General features: G+C 73.2%; 22 protein-coding genes. 12 read left to right on the plus strand and 10 right to left on the minus strand.

Annotated elements, in window-relative coordinates; genetic code table 11:
* Positions 1 to 10: 10 nt before the first annotated feature.
* The 5 genes from CLV43_RS31640 to CLV43_RS31660 form a co-directional block, all read right to left on the minus strand.
* Positions 11 to 1159, minus strand: coding sequence for a CU044_5270 family protein (locus CLV43_RS31640; protein ID WP_106191724.1), 1149 nt, complete (start codon positions 1157 to 1159; stop codon positions 11 to 13).
* Entirely contained in the window at positions 1152 to 1751 is a 600-nt protein-coding gene (locus CLV43_RS31645; RefSeq protein ID WP_106191961.1) for an RNA polymerase sigma factor, read from the minus strand. Before CLV43_RS31645 ends, CLV43_RS31640 begins: the two co-directional genes overlap by 8 nt.
* A 69-nt stretch (positions 1752 to 1820) precedes the next feature.
* A complete protein-coding gene (locus CLV43_RS31650) occupies positions 1821 to 3854 on the minus strand; it encodes a prolyl oligopeptidase family serine peptidase (RefSeq protein ID WP_106191726.1) in 2034 nt (677 codons plus the stop codon).
* A gap of 14 nt (positions 3855 to 3868) precedes the next feature.
* The gene (locus CLV43_RS31655) at positions 3869 to 6364 is read right to left on the minus strand and encodes an FtsX-like permease family protein (RefSeq protein WP_106191728.1); all 2496 of its coding nucleotides are present in this window, start codon (positions 6362 to 6364) and stop codon (positions 3869 to 3871) included.
* A complete protein-coding gene (locus CLV43_RS31660) occupies positions 6364 to 7137 on the minus strand; it encodes an ABC transporter ATP-binding protein (RefSeq protein WP_106191963.1) in 774 nt (257 codons plus the stop codon). Before CLV43_RS31660 ends, CLV43_RS31655 begins: the two co-directional genes overlap by 1 nt.
* 262 nt (positions 7138 to 7399) lie before the next feature.
* Between CLV43_RS31660 and CLV43_RS31665 the strand changes: the two genes are divergently transcribed.
* From CLV43_RS31665 to CLV43_RS31700, 8 genes are all read left to right on the plus strand, one after another.
* Positions 7400 to 8419: a LysR family transcriptional regulator gene (locus tag CLV43_RS31665; RefSeq protein WP_106191729.1), complete on the plus strand. Its 1020-nt coding sequence runs from the start codon at positions 7400 to 7402 to the stop codon at positions 8417 to 8419.
* A gap of 653 nt (positions 8420 to 9072) precedes the next feature.
* Positions 9073 to 10002, plus strand: a complete 930-nt coding sequence (locus tag CLV43_RS31670) for a 3-oxoacyl-[acyl-carrier-protein] synthase III C-terminal domain-containing protein (RefSeq protein ID WP_106191731.1) — start codon at positions 9073 to 9075, stop codon at positions 10000 to 10002.
* A gap of 9 nt (positions 10003 to 10011) precedes the next feature.
* Positions 10012 to 11361 carry a preATP grasp domain-containing protein gene (locus CLV43_RS31675; RefSeq protein ID WP_106191732.1) on the plus strand — a complete coding sequence of 450 codons (1350 nt, stop codon included), beginning with the start codon at positions 10012 to 10014 and terminating at the stop codon, positions 11359 to 11361.
* Positions 11358 to 12644, plus strand: coding sequence for a type III PLP-dependent enzyme (locus tag CLV43_RS31680; RefSeq protein ID WP_106191734.1), 1287 nt, complete (start codon positions 11358 to 11360; stop codon positions 12642 to 12644). Before CLV43_RS31675 ends, CLV43_RS31680 begins: the two co-directional genes overlap by 4 nt.
* Before the next feature lie 30 nt (positions 12645 to 12674).
* Complete coding sequence (locus tag CLV43_RS31685; protein WP_106191736.1) at positions 12675 to 12959, plus strand: acyl carrier protein; 285 nt, start codon at positions 12675 to 12677, stop codon at positions 12957 to 12959.
* A 2-nt stretch (positions 12960 to 12961) separates the two neighbouring features.
* Positions 12962 to 13816 (plus strand): hypothetical protein, encoded by an 855-nt coding sequence (locus CLV43_RS31690; RefSeq protein ID WP_106191737.1) that lies wholly within the window; start codon positions 12962 to 12964, stop codon positions 13814 to 13816.
* Positions 13813 to 14490, plus strand: a complete 678-nt coding sequence (locus CLV43_RS31695) for a hypothetical protein (RefSeq protein WP_106191739.1) — start codon at positions 13813 to 13815, stop codon at positions 14488 to 14490. The genes CLV43_RS31690 and CLV43_RS31695 overlap by 4 nt, the downstream gene beginning before the upstream one ends.
* Before the next feature lie 2 nt (positions 14491 to 14492).
* A complete protein-coding gene (locus CLV43_RS31700; RefSeq protein WP_106191741.1) occupies positions 14493 to 15686 on the plus strand; it encodes an acyl-CoA dehydrogenase family protein in 1194 nt (397 codons plus the stop codon).
* A 19-nt stretch (positions 15687 to 15705) separates the two neighbouring features.
* Here the strand turns inward: CLV43_RS31700 and CLV43_RS31705 are convergent, their stop codons facing one another.
* From CLV43_RS31705 to CLV43_RS31715, 3 genes are all read right to left on the minus strand, one after another.
* Positions 15706 to 16800: a calcium:cation antiporter gene (locus CLV43_RS31705; protein WP_106191742.1), complete on the minus strand. Its 1095-nt coding sequence runs from the start codon at positions 16798 to 16800 to the stop codon at positions 15706 to 15708.
* An 83-nt stretch (positions 16801 to 16883) separates the two neighbouring features.
* On the minus strand, positions 16884 to 17675 hold the full coding sequence (locus CLV43_RS31710; protein ID WP_106191744.1) for a hypothetical protein: 792 nt from the start codon (positions 17673 to 17675) through the stop codon (positions 16884 to 16886).
* Positions 17676 to 17678: 3 nt separating this feature from the next.
* Positions 17679 to 18038 carry a hypothetical protein gene (locus CLV43_RS31715; protein WP_106191746.1) on the minus strand — a complete coding sequence of 120 codons (360 nt, stop codon included), beginning with the start codon at positions 18036 to 18038 and terminating at the stop codon, positions 17679 to 17681.
* Between the two features lie 87 nt (positions 18039 to 18125).
* Between CLV43_RS31715 and CLV43_RS31720 the strand changes: the two genes are divergently transcribed.
* Positions 18126 to 21344 (plus strand): CHAT domain-containing protein, encoded by a 3219-nt coding sequence (locus tag CLV43_RS31720; protein WP_146174972.1) that lies wholly within the window; start codon positions 18126 to 18128, stop codon positions 21342 to 21344.
* A 10-nt stretch (positions 21345 to 21354) separates the two neighbouring features.
* Positions 21355 to 22047 (plus strand): tetratricopeptide repeat protein, encoded by a 693-nt coding sequence (locus CLV43_RS31725; RefSeq protein ID WP_106191749.1) that lies wholly within the window; start codon positions 21355 to 21357, stop codon positions 22045 to 22047.
* A gap of 10 nt (positions 22048 to 22057) precedes the next feature.
* Here CLV43_RS31725 and CLV43_RS31730 read toward each other — a convergent pair whose 3' ends face one another.
* Positions 22058 to 22666: a response regulator gene (locus CLV43_RS31730; RefSeq protein WP_106191750.1), complete on the minus strand. Its 609-nt coding sequence runs from the start codon at positions 22664 to 22666 to the stop codon at positions 22058 to 22060.
* Positions 22663 to 23724 (minus strand): sensor histidine kinase, encoded by a 1062-nt coding sequence (locus CLV43_RS31735; protein WP_106191752.1) that lies wholly within the window; start codon positions 23722 to 23724, stop codon positions 22663 to 22665. The genes CLV43_RS31730 and CLV43_RS31735 overlap by 4 nt, the downstream gene beginning before the upstream one ends.
* A 124-nt stretch (positions 23725 to 23848) precedes the next feature.
* On the opposite strand from CLV43_RS31735, the gene CLV43_RS31740 reads away from it, so the two are divergent.
* The gene (locus tag CLV43_RS31740; RefSeq protein WP_106191753.1) at positions 23849 to 24406 is read left to right on the plus strand and encodes a hypothetical protein; all 558 of its coding nucleotides are present in this window, start codon (positions 23849 to 23851) and stop codon (positions 24404 to 24406) included.
* A gap of 10 nt (positions 24407 to 24416) precedes the next feature.
* Entirely contained in the window at positions 24417 to 25115 is a 699-nt protein-coding gene (locus CLV43_RS50160) for a hypothetical protein (protein WP_106191755.1), read from the plus strand.
* The last annotated feature ends 194 nt before the right edge of the window (positions 25116 to 25309 follow it).

Below are 25309 nucleotides of genomic sequence, written 5' to 3' on the forward strand. Positions count from 1 at the left end.
CGCACGGGGGTCAGCCCGCCGGGACCACGCCGATGGCGTCGGCGACCTTCGTCGTCACGGAGACGCTGCCGGTCACGGTGCCCGGCTCGATCCACGGGTAGTCCGCCTGCGCCTTCGCGACGGTCCGCTCGCCGATGACCTCGCCCTTGTCCGGGTCCACGATCAGGTCGCGGCGCTCCTGGTCGCCGTCCAGGCCGAGCGCGAGGCCCTTGCGCCCGTCCGGGGTGGTCGCCTCCTCGACGACCTTCACACCGTCGATCTTCGCCATCGCGCGCAGGAGGGCGCCGCGCAGGTCGGCGGGCATGATCCCGGAGTCCAGGAACTGGATGCCGAAGTGGAACATCGTGCTGGGGGACGAGCCGCGCTGGGAGGTGTAGTCCCTGAGCCACGCCAGCAGCTGGTCGGGGTCGCGCGGGAGGTCGGCGTAGAACGCGGGCTGGGCCATGTCGGTCTCGTCGCCGCAGACCTTCTTCGGCTTGGAGTTGGGGAAGAAGTCGCCGCACGCGCCGCGCCGTTCGCCCGTGTCGGTGTCCATCGGCTGGTAGGCGGGCACCTCGGACGCGGGCATGGAACTGCCGATCAGCTTCGCGTCACCGGAGGCGCGCCTCTCCAGCCACTCCTGCGTCACGTCCTCCGGGATCCAGGTCTGGTAGGTGACGTCGACGAGGTAGCTGTAGCCGACCGGGGCGCTCACGACCTCCTGCGGGGTCCCGGTCTGGAACCCGCGCAGGTAGGCGCCCTTGACCTCGATGTAGCGGTACTGGCCCGGCTTCAGCTCCGGGTCCTTCGCGGTGATCTTGTCGGCCGCGTCGTTCAGGACCTGGGACGCCGAGAGGAGCGACACGTCGCGCTTGGTGGGCTGCTGCGCGGTGGTCGGCTGGGCCGAGGGCTGGGCCACGGGCTGCGCCGGTGCTCCGCCGCCCGTGCCGAAGACCACGGCGCCCCCCACGATCGCGGCCGCCGCCGCGGCGACGCCGACCACCGCGCCACGGCGGCGAAAGGGCGACTTCGACGCCGGCGGACGCTCCTCGGCCGCCGCCCGCATCAGCTTCTCGCGGGCGTCGGTCAGCGGTCGGTCGGACATCCGTGCCTCCAGGTGCAGTGCGGCGAGCGCGTCGTCGAGCTCTCGGTCGGGGTCGTGGGCGCCGCGGTCAGTCATCGCGGGTCTCCTCGTTCGTGCGGAGGTGTGCTTGGAGCTTGTGGCGCACCCGGTGCAGGCGTGACCGGACGGTGCTGGCGGGCACACCGAGGGCGACGGCGACCTCGGTCGGTTCGAGCCCGGCCCACGACGTCAGCAGCAGCACGTCGCGTTCCTGCTCGGTGAGTCCGGCCAGGCCGTCGGCGAGCCTCCTGGTGTGCCGCTGGGCGTCGAGCCGGTCGACGATCTGCCCGTCGTGGTCGGTGCCCGCCTCCCGGAGCGCGAACACCCGCGCGGAGGCCCGGTAACCGCGGACCTCCGTGCGGACGTGGTTGCGCACCAGGTTGGTGGCGATCCCGTACAGCCAGCCGCGCACGGGTGCCTGCGTCGGGTCGTAGCTGGCGCGTCTGCGCAGCGCCACCAGGAACGTCTCGGCGACGAGGTCGTCGGCGACGTCGACCCCGACCCGGCCCGCCAGGTAGCCCCGCAACGCGTGGGCGTAGGTGTCGAACAAGGCGGCGAAGGCGGCCGCGGGCTCCGCGTTCGCCAAGTCAGGACGCGTCTCGTCGGCGTCCGGAGCGCGCTGCTCCTGGTCGGCTCTGCGTTCCTCGATCCGGTTCACGCCAGTTCTTGTCCGGGCGCGGCGCCCGCGTCCCCGAACCACCCCGTTATGTGACCGGGGTCACTTCGTCAGGTGGTTCCAGAGGAACGTGTACGCGAGCGCCCACATGAACGCCGACTGCTCGCTGTCGGCCGCGCCGCCGTGCCCGCCCTCGATGTTCTCGTGGTAGGTCACGTCGTGGCCCAGCTCCTGCAGCCGAGCGACCATCTTGCGCGCGTGACCGGGGTGCACCCGGTCGTCGCGGGTGGAGGTCGTGAACAGCGCGGGCGGGTAGGGCCGCTCGGCGCGGACGTTCTGGTAGGGCGAGTACTCCTCCAGGAACGCCCAGTCGCCCGGCTCGTCGGGGTCGCCGTACTCGGCCATCCACGACGCGCCCGCGAGCAGCAGGTGGTAGCGCTTCATGTCCAGCAGCGGCACCTGGCACACGACCGCGCCGAACAGCTCCGGGTAGCGGGTGAGCATCACGCCCACCAGCAGGCCGCCGTTGCTGCCGCCGCGGATGCCCAGCCGGTCCGGCGTGGTGATGCCGCGCGCCACCAGGTCGCGGGCCACCGCGGCGCAGTCCTCGTACACCCGCGGCCGGTTCTCGCGCAGCGCGGACTGGTGCCACTGCGGCCCGTACTCGCCGCCGCCGCGCAGGTTCGCCACGACGTACGTGCCGCCCCGCGAGAGCCACCCGAGCCCGGCGACGGTGTTGTAGGCGGGCGTCAGCGACACCTCGAAGCCGCCGTAGGCGTAGAGCAGCGTCGGTCCGCCCTCGGCGCCGGGCGGCGTGACGACGAAGTAGGGCACCCGCGTGCCGTCGTCGGAGGTCGCGAAGTGCTGGGCGACGGTCATGCCCTCGGCGTCGAAGAACGCGGGCGCCCGCTTGAGCACCTCGACCTCGCCGCCGACGTGCCCGAGGCGCAGCTCGGTCGGCTCGGTGAACCCGCCGGAGGCGACCATGTACTCGTCGCTGCGGTGCGGGTCGGTGCCGACGACGTCGGCGGTCTCGAACTCCCGCACACCGGCCAGCGGTGCCCGCGTCCAGCCGTCAGGGCCGGGGGTGAGCACCTCCATCCGGGTCCGCACGTCGTGCAGCGTGCTGATGACCAGGTGGTTGCGGGTCCACACGTGGCCGCTGAGCGACGTGTGCGCGTCCGGGGTGAACAGCGGCGTCAGGTCCCGCCCGCCCGCGAGGAAGTCGTCGAACCCCGTCACCAGCAGCGCGCCCGCCGGGTGGGTCGTCCCGCCGACCGTCCACGCCGTGCGCAGGGTGACCAGCAGCCACTCGCGGTGCGCGTCGATGGTCGCGTCGTCCGGCACGTCCACGCGGACCAGCTCGCCGCCGGGCGCCCGGTAGAAGCTCTCGCCGGTGTAGAAGGTCACCCCGCGCCGCACGAACGAGCGCTCGAAGCCCTCGGTGGAGTCGTGGTAGGCCCGGATCCACACGTCGTCGGACTTGCCCGCGTAGACGGTCGCGGCCTCCTCCAGCGGCGTGCCGCGTCGCCACTCCTTGACCACCCTCGGGTAACCGGAGCTGGTCAGCGAGTCGGGGCCGAAGTCGGTGCCGACGTAGATCCGGTCGGCGTCCAGCCAGCCCACCGCGCCCTTCGCCTCCGGCAGCGCGAAGCCGTCCGGCACGAACTCGCGGGTCTCCAGGTCGAACTCGCGCACCACGACCGCGTCCGCGCCGCCCCGCGACAGCTCGACCAGCGCCCGCCGGTGGTCCGGCCGCAGCACGGCCGCGCCCTTCCACACCCAGTTCTCGCCCTCGGCCGCGCCCAGCGCGTCGACGTCGAGCAGCACGTGCCACTCCGGCGCCTCGGTGCGGTAGGACTCCAGCGTGGTGCGCCGCCACAGGCCGCGCGGGTTCGCCGCGTCCTGCCAGTAGTTGTAGAGGAACTCGCCGCGCCGCCGCACGAACGGGATCCGCGCGTCCGAGTCGAGCGCCGCCTTGACCCGGCCCCGGAGGGTCTCGAACCCCTCCGAGGCGCCGAACGCGGCGGTGGTCCGGGCGTTGTGCTCCCGGACCCACGCCAGCGCCTCGTCACCGCCGACGTCCTCGAGCCACAGGTACGGGTCTTCGGCGCGCACGGCGGGTTCCTCGGTCATCCGACCAGTCTGCCTCAGCTCATCGTCGCCGCTGCCTCGACCGGCGGAGTCCGCAGCACGTACCCGGTCGACAGCACGGTCGACAGCAGCGTCAGCCCGGTCGCGCCACCGGTCACCGCGAGGTAGATCCACAGCGGCCCGCTGGGCCACGGCGAGTCGTACACCGCGTAGGCGAACGGGACGAGCGTCATCGCCGACACCAGCGCGCCCAGGACGATCCCGCCGAGCGCGATCAGCACCGCCTCGACGCCGACCATCCGCAGGATCTGCCCGTGCGTGGCGCCGATCAGCCGTTGCAGCGCGAACTCGCGGCGCCGCTCGCCGGTGGCGATCACCAGCGTGTTGACCAGCGAGATCACCGTGTAGGCCAGGATCATGCCCACCAGCAGGTAGTTCACCCACGCGCCGGTCTGCTCGCCACCGCCGCCACCGCCCGAGCTGACGAGCGACGCGCGGTCGCCGACCCGGATGTCGGGGTCGGTCTTCGCCAGGTCCTGGAGGGTCGCGAGCAGCGCGGACGCCGACGTGCCGTCCGCCGCGGCCACCAGGATCTGCGAGGCGAGCCCGGTGGTCGTGTGCTTGGCGACCAGGTCCGCGGGCAGCAGCATCGTCTCCTCGCCGGACCCCGCGTACAGGGCGACCAGGCGCACGTCGACGTTCGCGCCGTCGCCCATCCGCAGCTGCACGCTGTCACCCAGCGCGTAGTGCAGCCGGTCGGCCCGGTCGGTGGTCAGCGCGACCGTGCCGCCGGTCAGGTCGGCCAGCCTGCCGGAGGTGGCCTTGATCCCCAGCGTGCCCTCGACGCCGTCGCCGGTCACGCCCAGCGCGGTGGCCGAGTCGTCGTTGTCCTCACCGGCCCGGAACGTGGCCGTGCTGTCCACCAGCGCCGACACCGCGCCCACGCCCTGCTGCGCCTTGACCGTGGTCACCAGCTCCAGCGGCACGCCGCCGGTCTGCGAGGTGACCGCCGCGTCGGCGTCGAGGTCGTCGGCGAAGCTCGGGGCACCGCTGGCGGTGGTGGTCTGGAGGTAGATCAACGCGGTCGCCAGCCCGGTGGCCAGCATGACCGGCGTGATCGCCCCGGCCACCCGGATGCGCCGGGCGTCGGAGTTCATCACGGCCAGGTAGCCGGACAGGCCGGTCACCGCGCGCACCGGCCAGCGCAGCACGGCGATGAGCACCCTGGTGATGCCGGGGGACAGCAGCGCGAGCCCGGACGCCCACAGCATCGCCGTCGGTCCGGCGGTGCTCGCGGCCACCGGGCCGCTCATGACCAGCGCGGTCACCACGGACAGCGCGGTGCCGCCCGCGAGGCAGATCAGCGCGAAGGTGAGCCGGATCCAGCTGAACCACCTGGTCTGGAGGCTGGCCTCGGCCAGCGCCTCGGTGGGACGGGTCAGCGCCGCGCCCCGGCCCGCGACGAACGCGGCCGCCGTGGCGCTGAGCAAGGAGATGCCGACACCGGCCGCGACGGGGATCCAGCCCTGGCGGAACGCGATCGCCTCCGACGTGACACCAGCGCCCGCGAGCTGCTCCAGCAGCCACCGGCCGAGCACCAGGTTGAGCGGGAACGCCAGCGCCGTCGCCAGCACGGCGACCACGATGGTCTCGCCGAGGATCATCCGGCGCAGCTGCCCCGGCGTGCTGCCGATCGCGCGCAGCAGCGCCATCTCGCGGTGTCGCTGTTGGACGGACAGGCCCAGCGTGCCCGCCACGACGAACATCGCGACCATGACGGCGAGCCCGCCGAACACCGCGGACAGCGCGACCAGGTCGTCACCGCCGCCGGGGGAGCCGGAGATCTCGGCGCGGCCGCGGTCGTCCCCGGTCAGCACCGCCAGCTTGCTGTCGGCGATCACGGCGGTGAGCCGCTCCTGGAGGTCCGCGACGGACACGCCGTCGGCGGGCAGCACCCCGATCGCGTCGACCTTGCCGGACTTGGCGTGCAGCCGGGTCGCGTCGGCGTCGCTGAAGAAGACCGCCCGGTTGTCCGAGGCCGCCGCGGCGACGCCGGAGACCCGGAAGTCCTGGACCTTGCCGCCGATCGCGACCGACAGCGTGCCGCCGACGCCCTGGCCGGTCGCCGCCGCGACGCCCTCGTCCAGCACGACGTCGCCGTCGGTCGGGGCGTCGCCGGACCTCAACGAGTAGGGGGCGAGCAGGGCCGAGGACCACGCGTGGCCGTCGACCTCGCCGCCGGTGATCGGGACCCGGTCCCGCAACGGGTCCAGCGGGAACGACACGTCCGGCACGGCCTTCGCCACACCGGGCACGGCGGCGATCTTCGGCACGAGCGAGGCGTCCACCCGCGCCCGTTCCACGTACGACTCGCTCGTCGCCACGACGAGCGGGGCCGCGGCCAGCCGCTGCGGCGGCACGGCGTCGCGGATGCCGGTCTCCATCAGACCGCCGCACGCCATCACGATGGCGGCGCCGAAGAACAGGGCGATGAACGAGGCGGCGAACCCGCCCTTGCGGAAGCGCAGCGTGCGCAGTGCGAGGCGGAACATCAGTTCACCGTGCCCGCGGGCACGTCGGCCCATGCGCCGAGCTGGGTCATCCGCTCGCTGACCGCCTGCGCGGTCGGCTCGTGCAGCTCGCCCGCGATCTGGCCGTCGGCCAGGAACACGACGCGGTCCGCGTGCGAGGCCGCGACCGGGTCGTGCGTCACGATCACCACGGTCTGCCCCACCTCCCGCACGGCCTGGCGCATCAGCGCCAGCACCTCCAGCGCGGTCCTGGTGTCCAGCGCGCCGGTCGGCTCGTCGCCGAAGATGACGGCGGGCTTGGTGATCAGCGCCCGCGCGATGGCCACGCGCTGCTGCTGACCACCCGACAGCTCGCCCGGCCGGTGGTGCTTGCGGTCGGACAGGCCGACCCGCGCCAGCACCTCGTCGACGTCCGCGCGCTTGGCCTTGCGACCGGCGAGGCGCAGCGGCAGCTGGACGTTCTCCACGACGTTCAACGCGGGCAGCAGGTTGAACGACTGGAAGATGAAGCCGATCCGGTCGCGGCGCAGCCTGGTCAGCTCGCGCTCGTTCAACCCGGTCAGCTCGTGCCCGTCGAGCACGACGGACCCCGACGTCGGCCGGTCCAGCCCGGCGGCGCAGTGCAGGCAGGTGCTCTTGCCGGATCCCGACGGCCCCATCACGGCGGTGAACGTGCCGCGCCGCATGCCGAGCGTGACACCGCCCAGCGCGACGACACCGTTGCGGTCGTTGCCGTACACCTTGCGCACGGACTCCAGTCGGACCACGTCGTCCGATCCCTTGCTCGGCGACATCTCCACGTTCCCGCTCCCCACTGGTGCACCGTCTTCCACTCCGAACACGGGCCGACCTTACGGACGGTGCGCAAGTGGTCGCACTGGTGCAGGCCCCCCGAAGTCCCCTCGCCGGAACGGGTTCCCCCTGGTGGGGCAGCGATAGGCAGAACCTATGGCTGCGGTCGCGGACCTTCGGATATCCGACGAAATCCCCTGTTCCGGACGTAGTGCTGGGGTAGGTTCGGGCCGAGCCGCCTGTCCCAGGTGAACGGTTGAGCGCATGCACCTCGAAATCCGGCACGCACGGGTGGTGATGACGCTCGCCGAGGCGGGGAGCATCTCGAAGGCCGCCGCCAAGCTCTCGCTGCCGCAGCCGAGCCTCACCGCCCAGCTGCGCCGGATCGAGAAGGCCGTCGGCGGCGATCTGTTCGTGCGATCGGCTTTCGGCATCACCCCGACCCCCCTGGGCGAACGCCTGATCCCCATGCTCGCCGACCTCGCGACCCGCGCCGACGCCGTCGTGGCCGAGGCCTCCTCTCTGGCCTCCGGCATCCTCCGCTTCGGCAATGCCGAGTGGACACCGGTCACCCTGCGCCGCGCCCTGCAGGCCTCGTTGCCGTCGGTCGAGGTCCAGACCGTCACCCTCGACCCCGCGCTGAGCATCGAGGCCGTCAACCGCGGCGAGCTGACCGCCGCCCTCATCTCCAGCCCCGAGGCCGTCGACGGCATCCGCCCCATCGACCCCACGCTGGCCAAGGAGATCATCGTCCGCGAGCCCATCTGGCTCGCCCTGCCCCGCGAACACGCCCTCGCCAGGCGCACCACCGTCAGCCGCAGGCACATGGCCGCCCTCAGCTGGGTCCAACACGTCCAGGGCCACTGGTTCCACCCCGTCGAGGAACACCTGTTCCGCAAGCTCGACCACCCCACCCCCGAGGTCCTGCACTACGCGGGCGGCCACGCCGAGGCCATGTCCTGGGTCCGCGACGCGGGCGCCGCCGCCCTGGCCACCCCCACCGGCTCCACCTCCGACGTCAGCCTCGTCGCCATCACAGAACCTCTACGCAGCAGACTCCTCCTCGTCTGGCGCCCCGGCTCCATCCACCCCAACACCCTCCGCCAACTGATCGACGCACTGCGCCGCTACTACTGCGACTACGCCAGAACCATCCCCCGCTACTGGAACTGGATGACCGAACGCCCCACCGACTTCCCAGAACTCGCCAACTTCCTCCCCCGCCCCGGCCGCTGGTGGCCCCGCGACCCCACCGACGCAGAACCCCACACCGCCTCCAGCTGACAAAACACACCCCACCCCACCCCCCTTGGCCCGGCGAAGCTCGGATGCCTTGTCCGACGCGCAGCGAGGATGCCTTCCCTACCGACGGCGCAGCCGAGGATCCCCCACTGGGCGCAGCCCGCCAGCGCCCATCCGGCGCGGAGCGCCTGGGGCCTTGTCCGCAGCGCAGCAAGGATGCCTGGTCCGACGCGAAGCGAGGATCCGTCGTCGGGCGCAGCCCGCCAGCGCGCATCCGGCGCGGAGCGCCTGGGGCCTTGTCCGCAGCGCAGCAAGGATGCCTGGTCCGACGCGCAGCGAGGATGCCCTGTCCGTCGCGGAGCGTCGGATGCCCTCCCCACCCACACTCCCCCCACGCACCCCGACGAGAAGCCATCTCTATACCCACCGAACCTTGTCAAGACAGCCCTACCGTCTTGACAAGGTTCGGTGGGTATAGAACCCTCGGCTCTCGGGGTGCAACCACCCACACCTCCGACGCACCCCGACCCGGCACCAGCCCCGGAACCGCCGAAACCCAAGGTCCCCCGCTCGTGAGGACCCCCCGATCCACAACCTACCCAAGGGGTACGACATTTCCGCCTGACCACCCACCGCCCAGCACCCGGTCAGCCCCCTGTCAGCCCCCGGTCAGCCCCCCTGGCGACGCTGTCCCCATGACGTCATTGGTGGCAGTGTCGAGTCATCTGCCGGAGACCGTGTCCGTGGCGGACCTGCGGGAGTCGTTGGGGCTCAACGACCAGCAGGTGCGGCGGTTCACCAGGCTGTACGGCCTGGACCGGATCTGCCAGGCGCCCGGTCGGAGCGAGGCGGAGCTGATGGTCGCCGCTGCGGGCAAGCTGGACGCCCTCATCGGCCAGGAGGAACGGGTCCGGTACGTCATCCGGGCCAAGGGCATGCGCACCACCGCTCCTTACCCGGTCAGCCCGGTGCAGGACGTGCGCGAAGCACTGGGGCTGACCCACGCCAAGACCTTCGCGGTGGCCGACCACGGCTGTGCGACGGGTCTGCTGGCGCTGGACGTGGCGGGCACGTTGCTCGCGGCGGACGGCGACCCGGACGCGATGGCGTTGATCCTCGCCGGGGACAAGACGTTCACGCCGTTCACGCAGTGGGTCGAGGACGTCTCGATCATGGGTGAGGGCGTGGCGGCGGTCCTGGTGTCGGCGAAGGGCGACCGGGACCACCTGCTCGGGTACGCGACGCGGATCCACGGCCGGGACGACGGCGTGATCGACATGACGCCGGACGTGGCGAAGTACGCGCGCAAGATCTACCAGGACGCGCTGGAGGAGGTCATCCTCGGCGCGCTCGGCGAGGCCGGGCTCACGCTGGCCGACGTCGACCTGGTGCTGCCGCACAACGTGAACCGGGTGTCGTGGACGGTCGCGGCGAAGAACCTCGGGCTGCCCAACGACAAGTTCTTCCTGGACAACCTGGACAAGACCGGGCACTGCTTCTGCGCGGACCCGTTCATCAACTACCAGACCGTCCACGAGCTCGGTCTGCTCAAGCCGGGTGACAAGTACCTGATGACGTCCGCCGGTCTCGGCCAGACGTTCTCCGCCGCTGTTTTCCAGCACTAGGACGCGACAATGGATGATTTCAACACCCGCCTGAAGCGGGCCGTGGTCGGCGAGCCGGACGCGTCGCTGGTGTTCCTCGGCAACTTCGAGGTCGAGGAGCAGTGGGCGCGCGGCGAGCACACGCTGCCGCGCGTGTCCGCCGCGAGCGGCAGCGCCGTGGTCAACCACATGGACGAGTTCGCGCTGCTGCTGGCGGGACCGGCCGACCACGTCGTGCTCAAGGCCGCGCCGGACGCGGACTACCTCGACCACCTGGTGGGACTGGGGATCGCGCTGCCGACGGTGCACGTGGTGGCGGACCAGGACCCGCTGCGCAACGTCACCGAGGACGCGCTCGCCGACCCGGCGCTGGTCGAGCGGCTCTCCGGGCTGGACGCGCACCTCACCGCGCACGGGGTGTCCGAAGTGGAGGAACGGCTCGCCGCGGCGACCGGGCTGCCGCTGGCCGCGCCGGACGCGGCGACCTGCAAGGTGGTCAACAGCAAGGTCTACAGCCGTCGGGCCGCCGACGAGCTGGGGCTGCGCCAGCCGACCGGGTGGGCCTGCGACACCGTGGAGCAGCTGGAGGCGGCGTTCGCGGCCGCGGCCGGGCTCGTCGAACGCGGAGAGAAGGTCGTGGTCAAGGAGGCGCTCGGCGTGTCCGGCAAGGGCATCGCCGTGCTGGAGAGCCCGCGCCGGATGGACCGGCTGTTCCGGATGATCGCCAAGCAGGTGGAGAAGTCCGGGCAGCCGCGGATCGCGTTCTGCGTCGAGAACTGGGTCGCCAAGAAGACCGACCTGAATTACCAGTTCACCGTGGGCCGCGACGGCGTGACGCACTTCGACTTCGTCAAGGAGCTCTACACCGAGGGTGGCGTCCACAAGGGACACCGGATGCCCGCCCGGTTGTCGGGCGCGCAGGTGGACGAGCTCGTGCACACCGCGAACCTGCTGGGCAAGAAGCTCGCCGCCGACGGCTACTTCGGCGTGGTCGGCGTGGACGCGATGGTCGACCCCGACGACGGGCTCTACCCGGTCATCGAGATCAACGCCCGCAACAACATGTCCACCTACCAGGTCCCCTCGCAGGAGCGGTTCGTGGGCGCGGGCCAGATCGCGCTGGCCCGCCACTACCCGATGCGGCTCACCGGCGAGGTCGGCTTCGCCGCCGTCCGCGAGCAGCTCGACGGCCTGCTGCTGGAGCGGCGCGGCGGAACGGGCCTGCTGGTCAACAACTTCGCCACGGTCAACGCGGGTGCCCGCGGCGACGGGGCGTTCGACGGACGCCTCTACGGCATCCTCGTCGGCACCTCCGACGAGGAGATCGCCGCCGTGGACGCGGAGATCACCACCCGACTGGCGGAGGAGGACCGGCGATGAGCGCTGAGTTCGAGGTCCAGGGCATTCCGATCACGGAGATCGCGGAGGAGTTCGGCACGCCGCTCTACCTCTACGACGGCGACGAGCTGGCGTCGCGGGTGCACGGGCTCAAGGAGCACATGCACCCGCGGCTCGAGTTCTTCTTCTCCCTCAAGTCGAACCCGAACATCGGCGTCTGCTCGGTGCTGCACGGCGCGGGCGCGCGGGTCGAGTGCTCCTCGATGGCCGAGCTGCTCACCGTGCGCCGCGCGGGCGTGGCACCGGAGAACATCATCTTCCTCGGGCCCGGCAAGAGCGCGCACGAGATCGAGGCGTGCCTGGACGAGGGCATCTACACGATCATCTGCGAGTCCTTCGGCGAGCTGGCCGTCATCGACGAGCTGGCCCGGCTGCGCGGCGTCACCGCGCCGGTCGCGCTGCGGATCAACCCCAGCTTCGCGGTCAAGGGCTCCGGCCTGACCATGGGCGGCAAGCCGCGCCAGTTCGGCATCGACGAGACGCAGGTCTTCGACAACGCCGACCTCGCCCAGCGGCACCCCAACGTGCGGCTGATGGGCGTGCAGGTCTACATGGGCACCCGCATCCTCAGCGAGGAGGCGATCGCCGAGAACACCGAGCGGATCTTCGAGCTGGCCAACCGGGTCTCCGACGTGCTGGAGTTCCCGCTGGACATGGTCGACATCGGCGGTGGCCTCGGCGTCGCCTACTTCGAGGGCGAGCGCGACCTCGACCTGCCGCTGCTGGCCGCGCGGGTCAACCCGATCATCGCCGAGTTCGCCGACGCCCACCCGGAGACCCGGCTCGTCATGGAGCTGGGCCGCTACCTCACCGCCACCTCCGGCACGTACGTCGTGCGGGTGGCCTACGTGAAGGAGTCCATGGGGGAGAAGTTCGCGGTCGCCGACGGCGGCACGAACCACCACATGGCCGCGGTCGGCATCGGGTCCTTCGTCAAGCGCAACTTCCCCATGCGCGTGCTCAACCGGATCGAGGAGCCCGCGAACGAGAGCTGGCACGTCACCGGCCCGCTCTGCACCCCGAACGACACCCTCGGCAAGAAGATCGCCCTCCCGCCGGTGCGCCCCGGCGACCTGGTCGGCGTGCTGCGCTCCGGCGCGTACGGCCCGACCGCGTCACCGGTGCTGTTCCTGAGCCACGGCTACCCCGCCGAGGTGCTCGTGCTGAACGGCCGGGCGCACCTGGTGCGCGAGCGCGACACCACCGAGGACCTGTTGCGCCACCAGCACCTCCCCGAGACCGCGGCACTGGCGACGCCGGAATAGACCCGCTCCACCCCCGGAAGGAAAAGACCCATGAGTGACACGGCCGACCTCCAGACGACGACCCCCGAGCGCGCCCGGATCGTCTCCGCCATCACCTCGGTGCTGGCCCAGGTGCTCGACTACGACCTGCCCGAGCTGACCGAGTCCTCCCGGCTGTTCGACGAGCTGGGCCTCGACTCGACCGGTGTCTTCGAGCTGCTGATGCAGCTGGAGGAGGCGCTGGAGGTCGAGTTCGACACCGACAACCTCGAGATGGCGCACTTCGAGACGGTGGCCTCGCTGGCCGACTTCGTCGTGGCAGAGCGGGACGCCTGAGCATGTACCGGACGGCGGCACCCGTTCCCGAGGCGACCAGGCGTCCCCGCCTGGTCGAGTCCCCGCTCGGGGTGGCACGGGTCGTGCACAGGAAGTTCGACGGCGGGGACCGCCGGATCGACGACGAGTTCTCCCAGCGGCACTTCGCCGACCTCACCAGGGACTACGGCGTCGCCGTCCGCCCGGAGGTGCTCGGGGCGGGGACGACGTTCACCGCCATGGCGCAGGTGCTGCTGCGGGAGCTGGACCTCGCGCAGGACGACGTGGTCGACCTCGCGATGGTCGCGCACAGCACCCCGGACCTGGACTGCAGGCTCTCGGCGGCGACGTTCCTGTCCGAGGAGCTGACCAACGGCCCGCTGGTGTTCGCGCTGTCCGACAGCGGCACCTGCGCGCCGTTCACCGCGCTCGAGCTCGCGGGCGACTACGCCCGCAGGCACGGCTACCACCGCGCGCTCGTGCTGGTCCTGGACCAGTCGACGCTGCCCTACGAGATCGAGGGCGCGGCGCCGCGGGGCAACGCGGGGGTGGCCCTGCTGCTGGAGGACACCGGCTCGGCGCCGCTGGCGGTCACCCACGAGGTGGCGGTCCGCGAGGCCGACCTGCCCGGTGCGGTCGACGCGGCGCTGGGCGCGCTGGTCCGACCGGGCTCGGCCGCCACGGTGATCGTCGGCGCGGGCGTCGACCCGGAGCTGGTGCGCCACGACGGCCCCGTGCTGGTCGGCGGTGCGGGCTACCCGTGCACGTCGGCGTGGTCGCTGCTGGCCGCGCACGGCGTGCCGACCGGACCGGTCGTGCTGATCGACTACGACCGCACCACGGGCGACCTCGGTTCCTGCGCGGTGGGGCCGAGGTGACCACGATCGCGCGGGCCGACCAGTGGTCGCGCTGCCACCGCGCCGCGCGCACCGACGGCGTGTCCGCCGCGCTGACCGAGCTGGCCACCGCGGTGCTGCCCGGCCTGCTGCCGTGCGGCCCCGCGGGGCACGCCATCGTGCCCACGGGCATCGCGGCCGGCGCGGCGCGGGTCTGGGCCGACGGCGTCACGGTGGACCGCGGCGCGGGCGTGGAGAAGGCGCTCGGCGTGGTCGAGCTGCCCGGCGGCGACGTCGAGCTGCTGCGCCACCAGGTGGAGCCCGGTGCGAACGGGTTCTCGCCCGCCGAACGGGCCTGCTGGACGCTGGGGCTGGTCTGGCTGCGGCTCGGGCTGTCGGAGGAGCTGCGCGAGACCGCCATGCGCTACCTCAACGGCAGGCGCACCGGGAACTCGACGCTGCTGCAGCAGCAGATGGTGAAGTCCACGGTCGCCGACGGCCTCATCGAGCACCTGGAGGTCCGCGCGGTGCTCACCGGGATCGGGCCCGGCGAGCTGCCGGACACCGTCCTCAACCACCTGCACGCCCAGCTCACCGAGGCCGACCGCGCGCTGGTGAAGCTGCTCGGTGCCAGCGGGTACCTGGCCGGTGGGCCGGGGCAGGTGGCCCGCGTCTCGGAGCTGCTCGCCGAGGCCTACTGCCGTCCGGAGGTGTGACGATGATCCAGCTTGACGACCGGTTGCTCGCGCTGCGCGGGCAGGTCCGCGAGTGGGGTGCCGACTTCCGGGCACTCGGGTTGGCGCTCGACCGCGACCCCGAGCTGATCCGGGAGCACTTCGACCTGCCCGCCGTGCGGTACCTGTCCACCATGGGCATCCCGCCGGAGTACGGCAACGTGCCGATCCCCATCGCGGGCAACAGGTTCTACGGGACGCTCGCCCTGGAACGGGCGATCATCATGGAGGAGCTGTCCTGCGCCGACGTCGGCATGCTGGTCGCCTCGCCGGGTCCGCTGCTCGCGGGCGTGCTGATCGACCTGCTCGCCGACGAGCAGCAGAAGGACTGGTTCTACGGCCGGATGCTGGAGAGTCCGCTGTGGACGTTCTTCGCGCTGACCGAGCCCGACCGCGGGTCCGACGCCGGTGCGCTGAGCACCACCGTCGTGCCCGCGACCGCCGACCGGCCCGCGTTGCTCAGCGGTGCCAAGCGGTACGTCGGCAACGCGGCCCGCGCCCAGCTCGGCGTGGTGTTCGCGCGGACCAGCCCCGGCCCGCTGGGCATCAACGCCGTCCTGGTCGAGAACCCCAGCACCGGCTTCCACGCCGAGGCGCTGGAGACCATCGGCCTGCGCGGCGCGCGGATCAGCGCGATCACGATGGAGGACGTCGAGATCGCGCCCGAGCGCTTCCTCGGACGGCACCTCTCGCCGTCGCGGCGCGGGATGTGGGCGTTCGTGCAGACGTTCAACCTGCTCCGCCCCGGCGTCGCGGCCATCGCGCTGGGCATCGCGCGGGCGGCGCACGAGTACGTGATCACGCACCGCACCTCGCTGCGCCGCGACGAGCGCGACCGGCTGGACCTGCTGGCCCGCCGGATCGACGGCGCCCGCAGGCTGGTGCACCTGGCGGCGGCCGCGGTCGACGCCCGCACCGGTGACGGCTACCTGGCGTCGGCGGCGAAGGTGCGGGCCGCCCAGCTCGCGCACGACGCCACCCAGGAGGCGTGCACGTTCTTCGGGGCGGGCGCGCGGCTGGAGCACCCGGTGCTGGACAAGCTGGTCCGCGACGCGCGGGGCATGGAGTTCATCGAGGGCACCTCGAACATGCAGAAGCTCAACCTGTTCCAGGGGCTGTTCACCGGCAAGCTCGACCGCGACGACCCGTTCCGCACGGCTCCGCTCGCGGTGGTGTGAGTCGGCCTGTTCCTCGCCGTCACGGGCTGACGGCGAGGAACAGGAAGGCGGCCAGCAGTCCGATGTGGACACCGCCCTGGAGCAGGGTGGCGCGGCCGGGCACGATCGTCAGCGTGCCGGTCACGACGGTGAGCGCGAGCAGCACCATGTGGGTCGGGCCAAGGCCCAGCACCAGGGGACCGGTCAGCCAGATCGACGCGATGGCGATGGCCGGGATGGTCAGGCCGATGCTCGCCATCGCCGAGCCCAGCGAGAGGTTGATGCTGGTCTGCACCCGGCCGCGGCGGGCGGCGCGGACGGCGGCCAGCGTCTCCGGGGCGAGCACCAGCAGGGCGATGACGACACCGACCACGGCCAACGGGAAGCCCGCGGCCTCGACGCCCGCCTCGATCGCGGGCGAGACAGCCTTGGCGTTGCCGACGACCGCGACCAGCGACACCAGCAGCAGACCGAGGCTGACCGCCGCGGCCTTCGAGGTCGGCGGGGTGGCGTGCTCCTCCACGACCTCGCCGTGCTCGTCGAGCGGGAGGAAGTAGTCGCGGTGGCGGACCGTCTGCATGGCCACGAACAGGCCGTAGAGGGCCAGTGACGCGACGGCCGCGAAGGCCAGCTGGGCGGGGGAGAACTCCGGGCCCGGCTTGGTGGTGGTGAACGTCGGCAGCACCAGGCTCAGCGTGGTGATCGTGGTGACGGTGGCGAACATGCCGCCGGTGCCCTCGGGGTTGAACGTCGCCACCCGGTGCCTCAACGCGCCGACCAGCAGCGATATCCCCATGATCCCGTTGGTGGTGATCATGACCGCGGCGAACACGGTGTCCCTGGCCAGCGTCTCGCTGCCGGGCTTGCCGTCGGCCATCAGCGTCACGATCAGCGCCACCTCGATCACCGTCACGGCGACCGCCAGCACCAACGACCCGAACGGCTCGCCCACCCGGTGGGCCACGACCTCGGCGTGGTGCACGGCCGCGAGCACGGCACCGGCCAGCAGCACGGCCACCAGCACCACGGCGACGACCGGCAGCGCCCGCCCCCAGGTGAGCGCGAGCGCGGCGGCCGCGACCACCGGTACGACGACGGTCCAGTGCAGTGCGGCGGTGCGGCTCGGGTTCGCCATGCTTCCTCACGGGGTAGGGGACGGGCGCCTCCCAGCATTCCCGTCCCGACCGCCGCCCGCAGCACGGGCGGGCACCCGCGTGATCAGGCTCGCTTGTTCAGGACGTCGTTGATCCGCAGCCCCTCGGCCGGGGTCACCCGACCGTGCGGGAGGTCGACGCCGACCGCCTCCGCGAGCTGCTTCTGGTGCACGTCCACGGTCGCCTCCACGACGTCGGCGAGCACGCCGCCGCGCACCCGGCTCTGCCGGTAGCCGACCACGACGACCGCCGCGCCGACCACGGCCGCGGGCCACCACACCGCGCCGAGCACCAGGTACAGCACGCCCCACGCGGTGGTCTCGGTCGCCGCCCGGTACCTCGCCGCGGCCAGGCGGACCGCCGCCGCGGTGGGCTCGGCGACCAGCAGCCACAGCCGCGGCCACGCCAGCACCACCGACAGTCCGAACTGGACCGCGACCCGCTCGTCGACCAGCCGGAACCGGTCCCCGACCGGGGTGGCCCGCGCGGGCAGGTACTGCACGGGCAGCCGTTCCGGAGCGGCCGCCAGCGCCCGCCGGTGCCGCCACGCCACCCACCGCCGGGGGCGCCGGGCGGTCCACACCCGGCGCACCGCGGCGGCCACCGCCCGCGCGGCGACCCCGGCCGCGGTGGCCGCGAGCAGCAGTCCCGCCACGGCGAACGCGGTGGACGTGCCGGACAGCCCGCGGACCAGCCGGTCGACCTCCGCGGGCAGCACGCCGGGGCGCAGCGCGCGGCCGTGGCCGAGCAGCCGCCCGCAGGTCGCCACCGCGACGAACAGCAGACCGGGCAGCACGAGCGTGCCGAGCCAACGGTCCGCGAGCTTCTTCCCCAGTTCCGCGACCAGCGTCGTCACCTGCTACCCCGCCCGCAGGACCATCGGGGCGTCGCCGATCGAGCACACCGGCTCGCGGCCGCGCTCGTCGGCGTGCGCGCGGCGGAAGCACCGCTGGTGCGGACACCGGTAGGTGCCCTCGACCCGCACCGGGTCCAGGCCGAAGTCGTCCAGCACCGGCAGGTCCGCGCTCTTGGTCGGCGCGGGGTCGGCGTCGTAGCCCAGGTCCCGGCACACCCCGGCCGCGCCCGCGCCGTCGCGCACCGCCAGCGCGGCCGCCTCGATCCTGGCCGCCACGAGGTCGTCGCCCATCGCACCCGCCCGCAGCGCGGGCAGCGCCGCGCACAGCCACGCCGCCGCCGCGTAGTCCTCGGCGCTTACCAACCGGGGCCTCCTCCGTCGATCTCCACCCGTCCGCGTACGCGCCCGACTACGGTACGTGGCAGACCAGGCGTTCCGGGGGTGAACGGGGTGCTCGACGCGGTGAGGCGGCGGATCGCCCGCTACCGGCGTGGTGACGTGGACGCGGTGCTCGGCAAGGGCGTGCTGGCCGACGCCGGGAAGCTGTGGCGGCTCGCGCTGTCGCCGCAGGGCGCCCCGTTCGAGGTCCTGCACGCGCTGGCCGAGCTGCACTGGTGCCGCTGCCTCGCGCGGGCCGACGACAACACCGGCGAGCTGTGGACGGCGCTGCGCCTCTACGCGGTGCTCGCCGAGGTCGACCCGTCCGTGCTGCCCGACGAGGTGTTCCGACTGCTGCGCGGCGGGCCGGTGGTCGACCCGTCGTCCACCGGCCCTGAGCAGTGGGGCCGGTGGGCGATCCGGCTGCTCAAGCGGGTGCAGGTCGTCGACGACCCGGCCGCGCTCGACGAGGTGGTCGAGCTCTACGGCGGCACCGTCGAGGCGTTCCCGCCGGAGCACCGGTTCTGGCCGGGGGACATGTCGAACCTGTCGTACGCCCTGCGGCTGCGGTTCGACCGGCGCGGCGACGAGGCCGACCTGGACCGCGCGGTCGAGGTGGCGCGCGCGGCCGTGCGCTACGGGCCGCTGGACGACGACCTGCCGAACCGGGTGGCGAACCTCGGCGCGGCGCTCACGCTGCGGGCCCGCCACCACGGCGACACGATCGACGTCGCCGAGGCCGTCCAGTTCGCCACCCAGTCCGTGCGGGGCACACCGCGGTCGCACGAGTTCTGGGCGGTGCACGTGTCGCTGCTGGCGGGCGCGCTGGCGCAGCGGTACGCCCTGGTCGGGGACCCGGCAGACCTCGACGAGGCGGTCGGGCGCGCGCGGATGTGCGTCGAGGCGCTGCCCGAGGGGCACCGGGAACGAGTGACCTACCAGGCCAACCTCGGAGGCCTGCTGGAGGCGCGCTTCCGGCGCACCGGGCGGCTCGCGGACCTGGACGAGGCCATCGACCTGCTCACCCGCGCGGTGGGCGCGACCCCGCCCGACTCGGCGACCAAGGGCGTGCACCTGTCCAACCTGGCCACGGCGCTGCTGGCCAGGCACGAGCACAGCGACGACCCCGACGACCTCGACCACGCGCTGGCCGCGGGCCGCGACGCGACCCTGGCGTCGGCCCCCGGTGACCCGCAGCGGCCGCTGTCGCTCGCCAACCACGGCGCCGCCCTGCGCCGCCTCCACGAGGTCACCGGCGACCCCGCCGCCCTGGAGGAGGCGGTCGCCGCCTTCCGGGAGGCGGTGGACCTGTGCCCGGAGGACCACCCGCGCCGGGCGTTCCACGTGGCGAACCTGGCGGGCGCGCTGCTCGACCGCCACGACGAGGCCGTGCTGCCCGCCGCCCGGCGCGCCACCTGGTCGATGTTCGGGCCCGCCGCCGAGGAGCCGCCGCCGGAGCCCGACGCCGCCGCGCTCGACGAGGTGGTGCGGTGGCACCGCGCGGCCCTCGCCGCGAGCGCGCCCGGACACCCCCACCGCGGCGACCACCTCAACGGGCTCGGTGTCGGCCTGGCCGCCCGGTTCTCCGCACTGCGGGACCCGGCCGACGCCGACGAGGCCGCCGGGTACTTCCGGCAGGCGATCGCGTCGGGCGGTCTTCCCCGCGCCGCGGCCTCGGCCAACCTGGCGAGCCTGCTGGTCGACCGCGACCCCGCCGATTGGGACGAGGCGATCGCGTTGTGGCGCGGCGTCGTCGAGGACCCGGTGGCGGCGCCGTCGGCGCGGGCGGGCGCGGCCGTGCGGTGGGCGGAGACGGCCGCCGGGCACGGCCTCTGGCCGTTGGCGCTGCAGGGGTACACGGCGGCGATCGGGATGCTCGGCGCGCTGGCGACCCGCGGGGTCGACCGGTCGGTGCGGGAACGGCGGCTCGCCGGGTGGACCGGGCTCGCGGCCGAGGCGGCCGGGTGCGCGCTCAACGCGGGCGAACCGGACCTGGCGCTGGAGCTGCTGGAGCAGGGCCGCGGCGTGCTCTGGTCGCAGCTGCTCGACGTGCGCGCCGACCTCACCGCCCTGCACGCCGCGGACCCCGGACTGGCCGACCGGCTGGCTGAGGTCGAAGCGGCGCTGGAGACCGGCCCTGACCTGGCCGACCCGTGGTGGCGCCGGGTCGCCGACCAGCGGCTGCGGCTGGCCCAGGAGCGCGACGAGCTGGTCGGGCGGGTCAGGTCGCTGCCGGGGTTCGCCGACTTCCGCCGCCCGATGGGCGCGGCCGAGCTGCGGCGGGCCGCGGTGGACGGCCCGGTCGTGGTCGTCACGGCGAGCCGGTGGCGGTGCGACGCGCTCGTCGTCACCGCGGACAGGACCGCCGTGGTGCCGTTGGCGGGCCTGGACGACCGGGAGGCGTTCGAGCGGTCGCTGCGCTACCTGGTGGCGTTGCAGCACTTCGAGGCCACCCAGGACGCCACCGCCCGCGTCACGTTGAACCAGCACCTGCTCAGCACGCTGGACTGGCTGTGGCGGGTGGTCGGTACCCCGGTGCTGGCCGCGCTCGGGCCGGTCGAGCGGGTCTGGTGGTGCCCGACGGGACTGCTCGCCCTGCTGCCGCTGCACGCCGCGGGCGAGGTGCCGGACCGGGTCGTGTCCTCCTACACGCCCACGGTCCGCGCGCTGGTCGAGAGCCGCGCCCGGCCGACCGTCCACAACGGACGGATGGTCGCCGTGGGCATGGCCGCCACACCGGGGCAGCGCGCGCTGCCGCAGGTCGCGGCCGAGCTCGACGAGCTGGCCAGGACGTTCCCCGACGCCCTGGTCCTGCGCGACGCCGAGGCGACCGTCGACGCCGTCCGCGCCGCGCTGCGCACCGGCACGTGGGCGCACCTGTCCTGCCACGGAAGGCAGGACCTGGACACCCCGTCGGCGAGCGGCGTCGAGCTGCACGACGGCAGGCTCACCGTGGAGGACCTAGGCGGGGAGCGGTTCGAGCAGGGCGAGTTCGCGTTCCTGTCCGCCTGCCACACCGCGCGCGGGACCGTCGCCGTCCCGGACGAGGCGGTCACGCTGGCGAGCGCGCTGCACTACACCGGCTGGCGCCACGTGGTCGGCACGCTCTGGTCCGTGGGCGCCACCACCGCGGCGGAGGTCAGCGCCGAGGTCTACCGGGAGCTGACCGCGACCGGGGCGTTCGACCCCGCCCGCGCGGCCGTCGCCCTGCACCACGCCGTCCTGCGCGTCCGCGCGGGCAACGAGCACCTACCGATCACCTGGGCACCGCTGGTGCACTCCGGGACGTGAGGAGAACCCCGTGACCGAGCCGGAGCTGCCGCCGGAGGTCGTCGAGCTGGGCGACCGCGTGTTCGCGCTGCTGGACGAGGGACGGCACGAGGAGGCCGAGCCGGGGCTGCGCGAGGTGCTGCGGTCGGCCGAACGGGTCCTCGGGCCGGACGCCCCGGTGACGATCGCCCTGCTGGACGACCTCGGCGGGACGCTGTACCAGATGCGGCGGCTGCCCGAGGCCGAGGCGATGCACCGGGAGGCCCTGGCGCGCTACCACCGGTCCGCGGGCGTCGACCACCCCGCGTCGCTGCACTGCGCCCACAACCTCGGCACCGCGCTGGTGATGCGCGGCGAGCGCGAGGAGGGCCTGGCACTGCTGGAGGACACGCTGGAACGGCGCAGGCGGGTGCTGGGGGAGCACAACGACACGGCCACCACCGTCGGGACGCTCGGCGCGGTGCTGTTCTCGCTGGGGGAGCACGCGCGGGGCCTGGCCCTGCTGGAAGGCGCCCACTCCTGGTTCCTCGCGGACCTCGGCCGGCAGCACCCGCAGACCATGGACGTGTGCGGCAACCTGGTGGCCGCGGTCTACGAGTCCGGCAACCGGGCCCGTGCCCGCGGCATGCTCACCCAGCTCCTGTCGGACTACGCGCAGGTGTTGGGGGAACGGCACCCCACGACGGTGGCCACCCGCGCGCGGTTGGCCCGCATGCGGTTCTGACGGCGGCCGGTCACAACTGGTTGGCGTACAAGGCCAACTGGGTGCGGTCGCGCAGGCCCAGCCGTCCGAGGACGCGGGACACGTGGTTCTTCACGGTGCCCTCGCTCAGGTGCAGCCGGGCGGCGATCTCGCGGTTGGTGGCGCCGGTGCCGACCAGCCGGACCACCTGGGTCTCCCGCGCCGTCAACGCGGACACCGGCGCGGGACGGGGCGCGGCGAGCTCGCGCGCGACCGCGGGGTCGAGCTGCGCCACCCCGGCGTGGGCGAGCCGCACCGCTTCGGCGAGCTCGCGCACGGGCAGGTCCTTGAGCAGGTAGCCGACGGCGCCCGCGCGCAGGGCCCGCACGACGTAGTCGTTGTCGTCGAACGTCGTCAGCATCACGACCCGGCACCCCGGTGCCCTCCGGGCGAGGACACCAGCGGCCTCGACGCCGTCCACGACGGGCATCCGCACGTCCATCAGCACGACGTCCGGCCGGTGCTCCAGCGCCGCCTCGACGGCCGCGGCGCCGTCACCGGCGACCCCGACCACCTCGATGCCGGGCTGGATGCCGAGCAGCGAGGCGATCCCGTCGCGCACCAGCTCCTGGTCGTCGACGACCAGCACCCGGACGGTCACGACGGCACCGTCACGGTCACCCGCGTGCCCGCGCCCGGCCTGCTGGCCACCTCGACCCGGCCGCCGACCAGCTCCGCGCGTTCCCGCATCCCGCGCAGCCCGAACCCCTCCGGCTGGTCCGGGTCGAACCCGCGGCCGTCGTCGACCACCTCCAGCCGGGCCTCGCGGTCGCCGAACGTGAGCGTGGCCGACACCGTGGTCGCGTGCGCGTGCCGCCGGGCGTTGGTCAGCGACTCCTGCGCGGCGCGGTACAGCGTGGCCAGCGACGCGCGGTCGGCGGCGGTGTGCTCGCCGACGACCGTGAGGCCGATCCCGGTGTCGCGCACCAGGTCCGCCAGCGCCGAGGGCAGGTCGAACGGGTCGGTGTCCGACCGCATCGCGCGCACCGACGAGCGCACGTCGCGCAGCGCCAGCCGGGCCGACCGGCGGGCGTCGGCGACCGCGCGGTCCGCGGCGGCCGGGTCGAGGTCGCGGAACGCCTCGGCCTTCTCCAGCTGCACGGCGATCGCGGTGAGGTGGTGGCCGAGCCCGTCGTGGATGTCGCGGGCCAGCCGGGTGCGCTCCACCGCCGCGGACAGCTCGGTCGCACGGGCGCGCGCCTCGCGTTCACGGGTGGCGATGGCCGCCATCGACAGCGCGAGCACCAGGCCGACGCAGAACATCAGCACGTCGGACACCGAAGTGGCGTCGGTGTACCAGCCCGGCATCCACAGCAGGTAGCCGCCGAGCAGCAGCACCAGGGACACCCCGCCGAGCGCGAGCCCGACCCGTCGCCCGAGCTGGAGGTAGGCGGTGAACGGCACCAGCACGAACAGCACCCGCGACAGCCCGGACTCGTCCAGCGCGGCGACCGCGACGTAGAGCGCGAGCCGGAGGGCGAGCAGCGCGACGACGTGCCGCCCGCCGAGGGACTCCACGGCGACCAGCACGCCGATCCCGGCGACGAAACCGGCCAAGCGCAGGGGATCGGCGTCGGGGGACAGGCCCGCGACGGCGTAGTAGAGGCCCGCCAGCAGCACCACGGCGTAGACGAGCACGGACACCCGGAAGAGACGCATCACCGACCACTGTCGCCGGTTCGGCGCCGGTCCGGTAGTGCCGGGCGGCACGTGCCGGTGGGCACTTCCGGGGCACGGCCGCGGGTTCCTAGCGTTCCGGGGCGTGTCGAACGGAGGAGAGGGCATGTCCGAGACGGTGGTGACCCGGTCCGGCGCGTGGTCGGGGGTGGTGGCCGGTGCGGTGATCGGGCTGACCGGCGGGGTCGAGGGGTTCCTGGGCGAGACGGGGGTGACGAGCGCGCTGCTGGCGTTGACACCGGCGTTGGCGGTGCCGTTGCTGGTGGTGCTGCGGGAGGGGCAGCGGTCGGACCGGTTCGGTGCCGTGGCCTACCTGGTGAACCTGGTGGGGCTGGGGTTGTTCGGGGGTGCGGCGTTCAGCCTGAACATGGTGCTGTTCTTCCTGGACGTACGACCCTCGGGGGTGCCCGTCGTGGGGTTGCTGGGCAGCGCGCTGGTGTTCGCGGTGGGGTCCGTGCTGTTCGGAGTGGCGATGCTGCGGGCCGGGGTGCACCCGCGGGTGCCGGTGTGGGGGTACACCGTGCTGCTGCCGGTGTTCGCGGTCGCGGCCCGGCTGCCGGACGGCCCGGCGACCAGCCTGCTGCACGTGGCGGTCGGGACGTCCCTGGTGTGGCTGGGGGCCGGGATCCTCGGACGAACCCGGCTCGTGACCTCCGCCGCCTAGAATCCGCGCGATGTCGACGCTTCCCCCGCTCGGTCACCTGGATCTCCTGCTCGTCGCCCCCAGCACCGCCGAGTTCTGCACCGTCCCCGTCGGTGCCGCCGAGTTCGACGTGGTCGCGAACCGGATCGAGGGGAGCGTCCGCAACACCGGGCAGGTGATCGGTGCGGACGTCCGAAGCCCCGCCTACCCGCGGTACACGCCGGTGCTGAACCGGCAGTCCGTGTCCCTGATCAGCGACACGGACCTGGACCACATCGCCGGGGAGCTGGGGCTGGAGGCCGAGGCGTGCGGGAAGGGGCTGCAGTCGTTGGCCGCGGCTTACGAGGTGGCGCCGCGGGACGTGGAGGGCGACGCGGCCGTACGGCTGTTCCTGGCGCAGTGCCTGGGGGTGAACGTGGTGGTGAAGGGGTTCCAGGGGGCCGGGGAGATCGAGGACTTCCTGGTGCTCCCACCAGGGGTGGACTTCGGGCCGTACGACGCGGAACAGCGCAAGTTCACCGGGGCGACGGTGATGGTGACGCGGGTGAACACGCCGTGCGCGCAGCCGGCGGCGATGATCGCGAAGTACTACCCGGAGGTGGTGGAAGGGGTGGCGAAGGGGTTCATCGTGGCGGGGAGGGGGAGGAGGGGGTTCGTGGGGATGGTGGTGAGGAGTGGGGGGATGGTGGAGGGGGATCTGGTGGGGTTTGTGCCGTTTGGGGGGAGGTGAGGGGTTGTGTGTGTACCGCTCGGTGGCTGGGGGCTTTCCGGGGAGCTTGGTCTCTGGTCTGGTCGTTGCCCGTGAGGCTGGCTCCTGGGTCCTGCCCTCGCGAGTCCAGGCTCCGGTTTCGTTGTTCCCACCCCTGGGGAAGCCCGGCCCCCGGCGCGCGATTGTCTCAATGCTTGATCTTGCTTGTCAAGACG

The sequence above is a fragment of the Umezawaea tangerina genome (genome assembly GCF_003002815.1).
In the GTDB taxonomy this organism is placed as follows: Bacteria; Actinomycetota; Actinomycetes; order Mycobacteriales; family Pseudonocardiaceae; genus Umezawaea; species Umezawaea tangerina.

Coding starts and splice junctions, on each gene's coding strand:
- CLV43_RS31640 (WP_106191724.1), bottom strand. CDS start 1,159: ATGACTGACCGCGGCGCCCACGACCCCGACCGAGAGCTCGACGACGCG.
- CLV43_RS31650 (WP_106191726.1), bottom strand. CDS start 3,854: ATGACCGAGGAACCCGCCGTGCGCGCCGAAGACCCGTACCTGTGGCTC.
- CLV43_RS31655 (WP_106191728.1), bottom strand. CDS start 6,364: ATGTTCCGCCTCGCACTGCGCACGCTGCGCTTCCGCAAGGGCGGGTTC.
- CLV43_RS31660 (WP_106191963.1), bottom strand. CDS start 7,137: ATGTCGCCGAGCAAGGGATCGGACGACGTGGTCCGACTGGAGTCCGTG.
- CLV43_RS31665 (WP_106191729.1), top strand. CDS start 7,400: ATGCACCTCGAAATCCGGCACGCACGGGTGGTGATGACGCTCGCCGAG.
- CLV43_RS31670 (WP_106191731.1), top strand. CDS start 9,073: ATGACGTCATTGGTGGCAGTGTCGAGTCATCTGCCGGAGACCGTGTCC.
- CLV43_RS31675 (WP_106191732.1), top strand. CDS start 10,012: ATGGATGATTTCAACACCCGCCTGAAGCGGGCCGTGGTCGGCGAGCCG.
- CLV43_RS31680 (WP_106191734.1), top strand. CDS start 11,358: ATGAGCGCTGAGTTCGAGGTCCAGGGCATTCCGATCACGGAGATCGCG.
- CLV43_RS31685 (WP_106191736.1), top strand. CDS start 12,675: ATGAGTGACACGGCCGACCTCCAGACGACGACCCCCGAGCGCGCCCGG.
- CLV43_RS31690 (WP_106191737.1), top strand. CDS start 12,962: ATGTACCGGACGGCGGCACCCGTTCCCGAGGCGACCAGGCGTCCCCGC.
- CLV43_RS31700 (WP_106191741.1), top strand. CDS start 14,493: ATGATCCAGCTTGACGACCGGTTGCTCGCGCTGCGCGGGCAGGTCCGC.
- CLV43_RS31705 (WP_106191742.1), bottom strand. CDS start 16,800: ATGGCGAACCCGAGCCGCACCGCCGCACTGCACTGGACCGTCGTCGTA.
- CLV43_RS31735 (WP_106191752.1), bottom strand. CDS start 23,724: ATGCGTCTCTTCCGGGTGTCCGTGCTCGTCTACGCCGTGGTGCTGCTG.
- CLV43_RS31740 (WP_106191753.1), top strand. CDS start 23,849: ATGTCCGAGACGGTGGTGACCCGGTCCGGCGCGTGGTCGGGGGTGGTG.
- CLV43_RS50160 (WP_106191755.1), top strand. CDS start 24,417: ATGTCGACGCTTCCCCCGCTCGGTCACCTGGATCTCCTGCTCGTCGCC.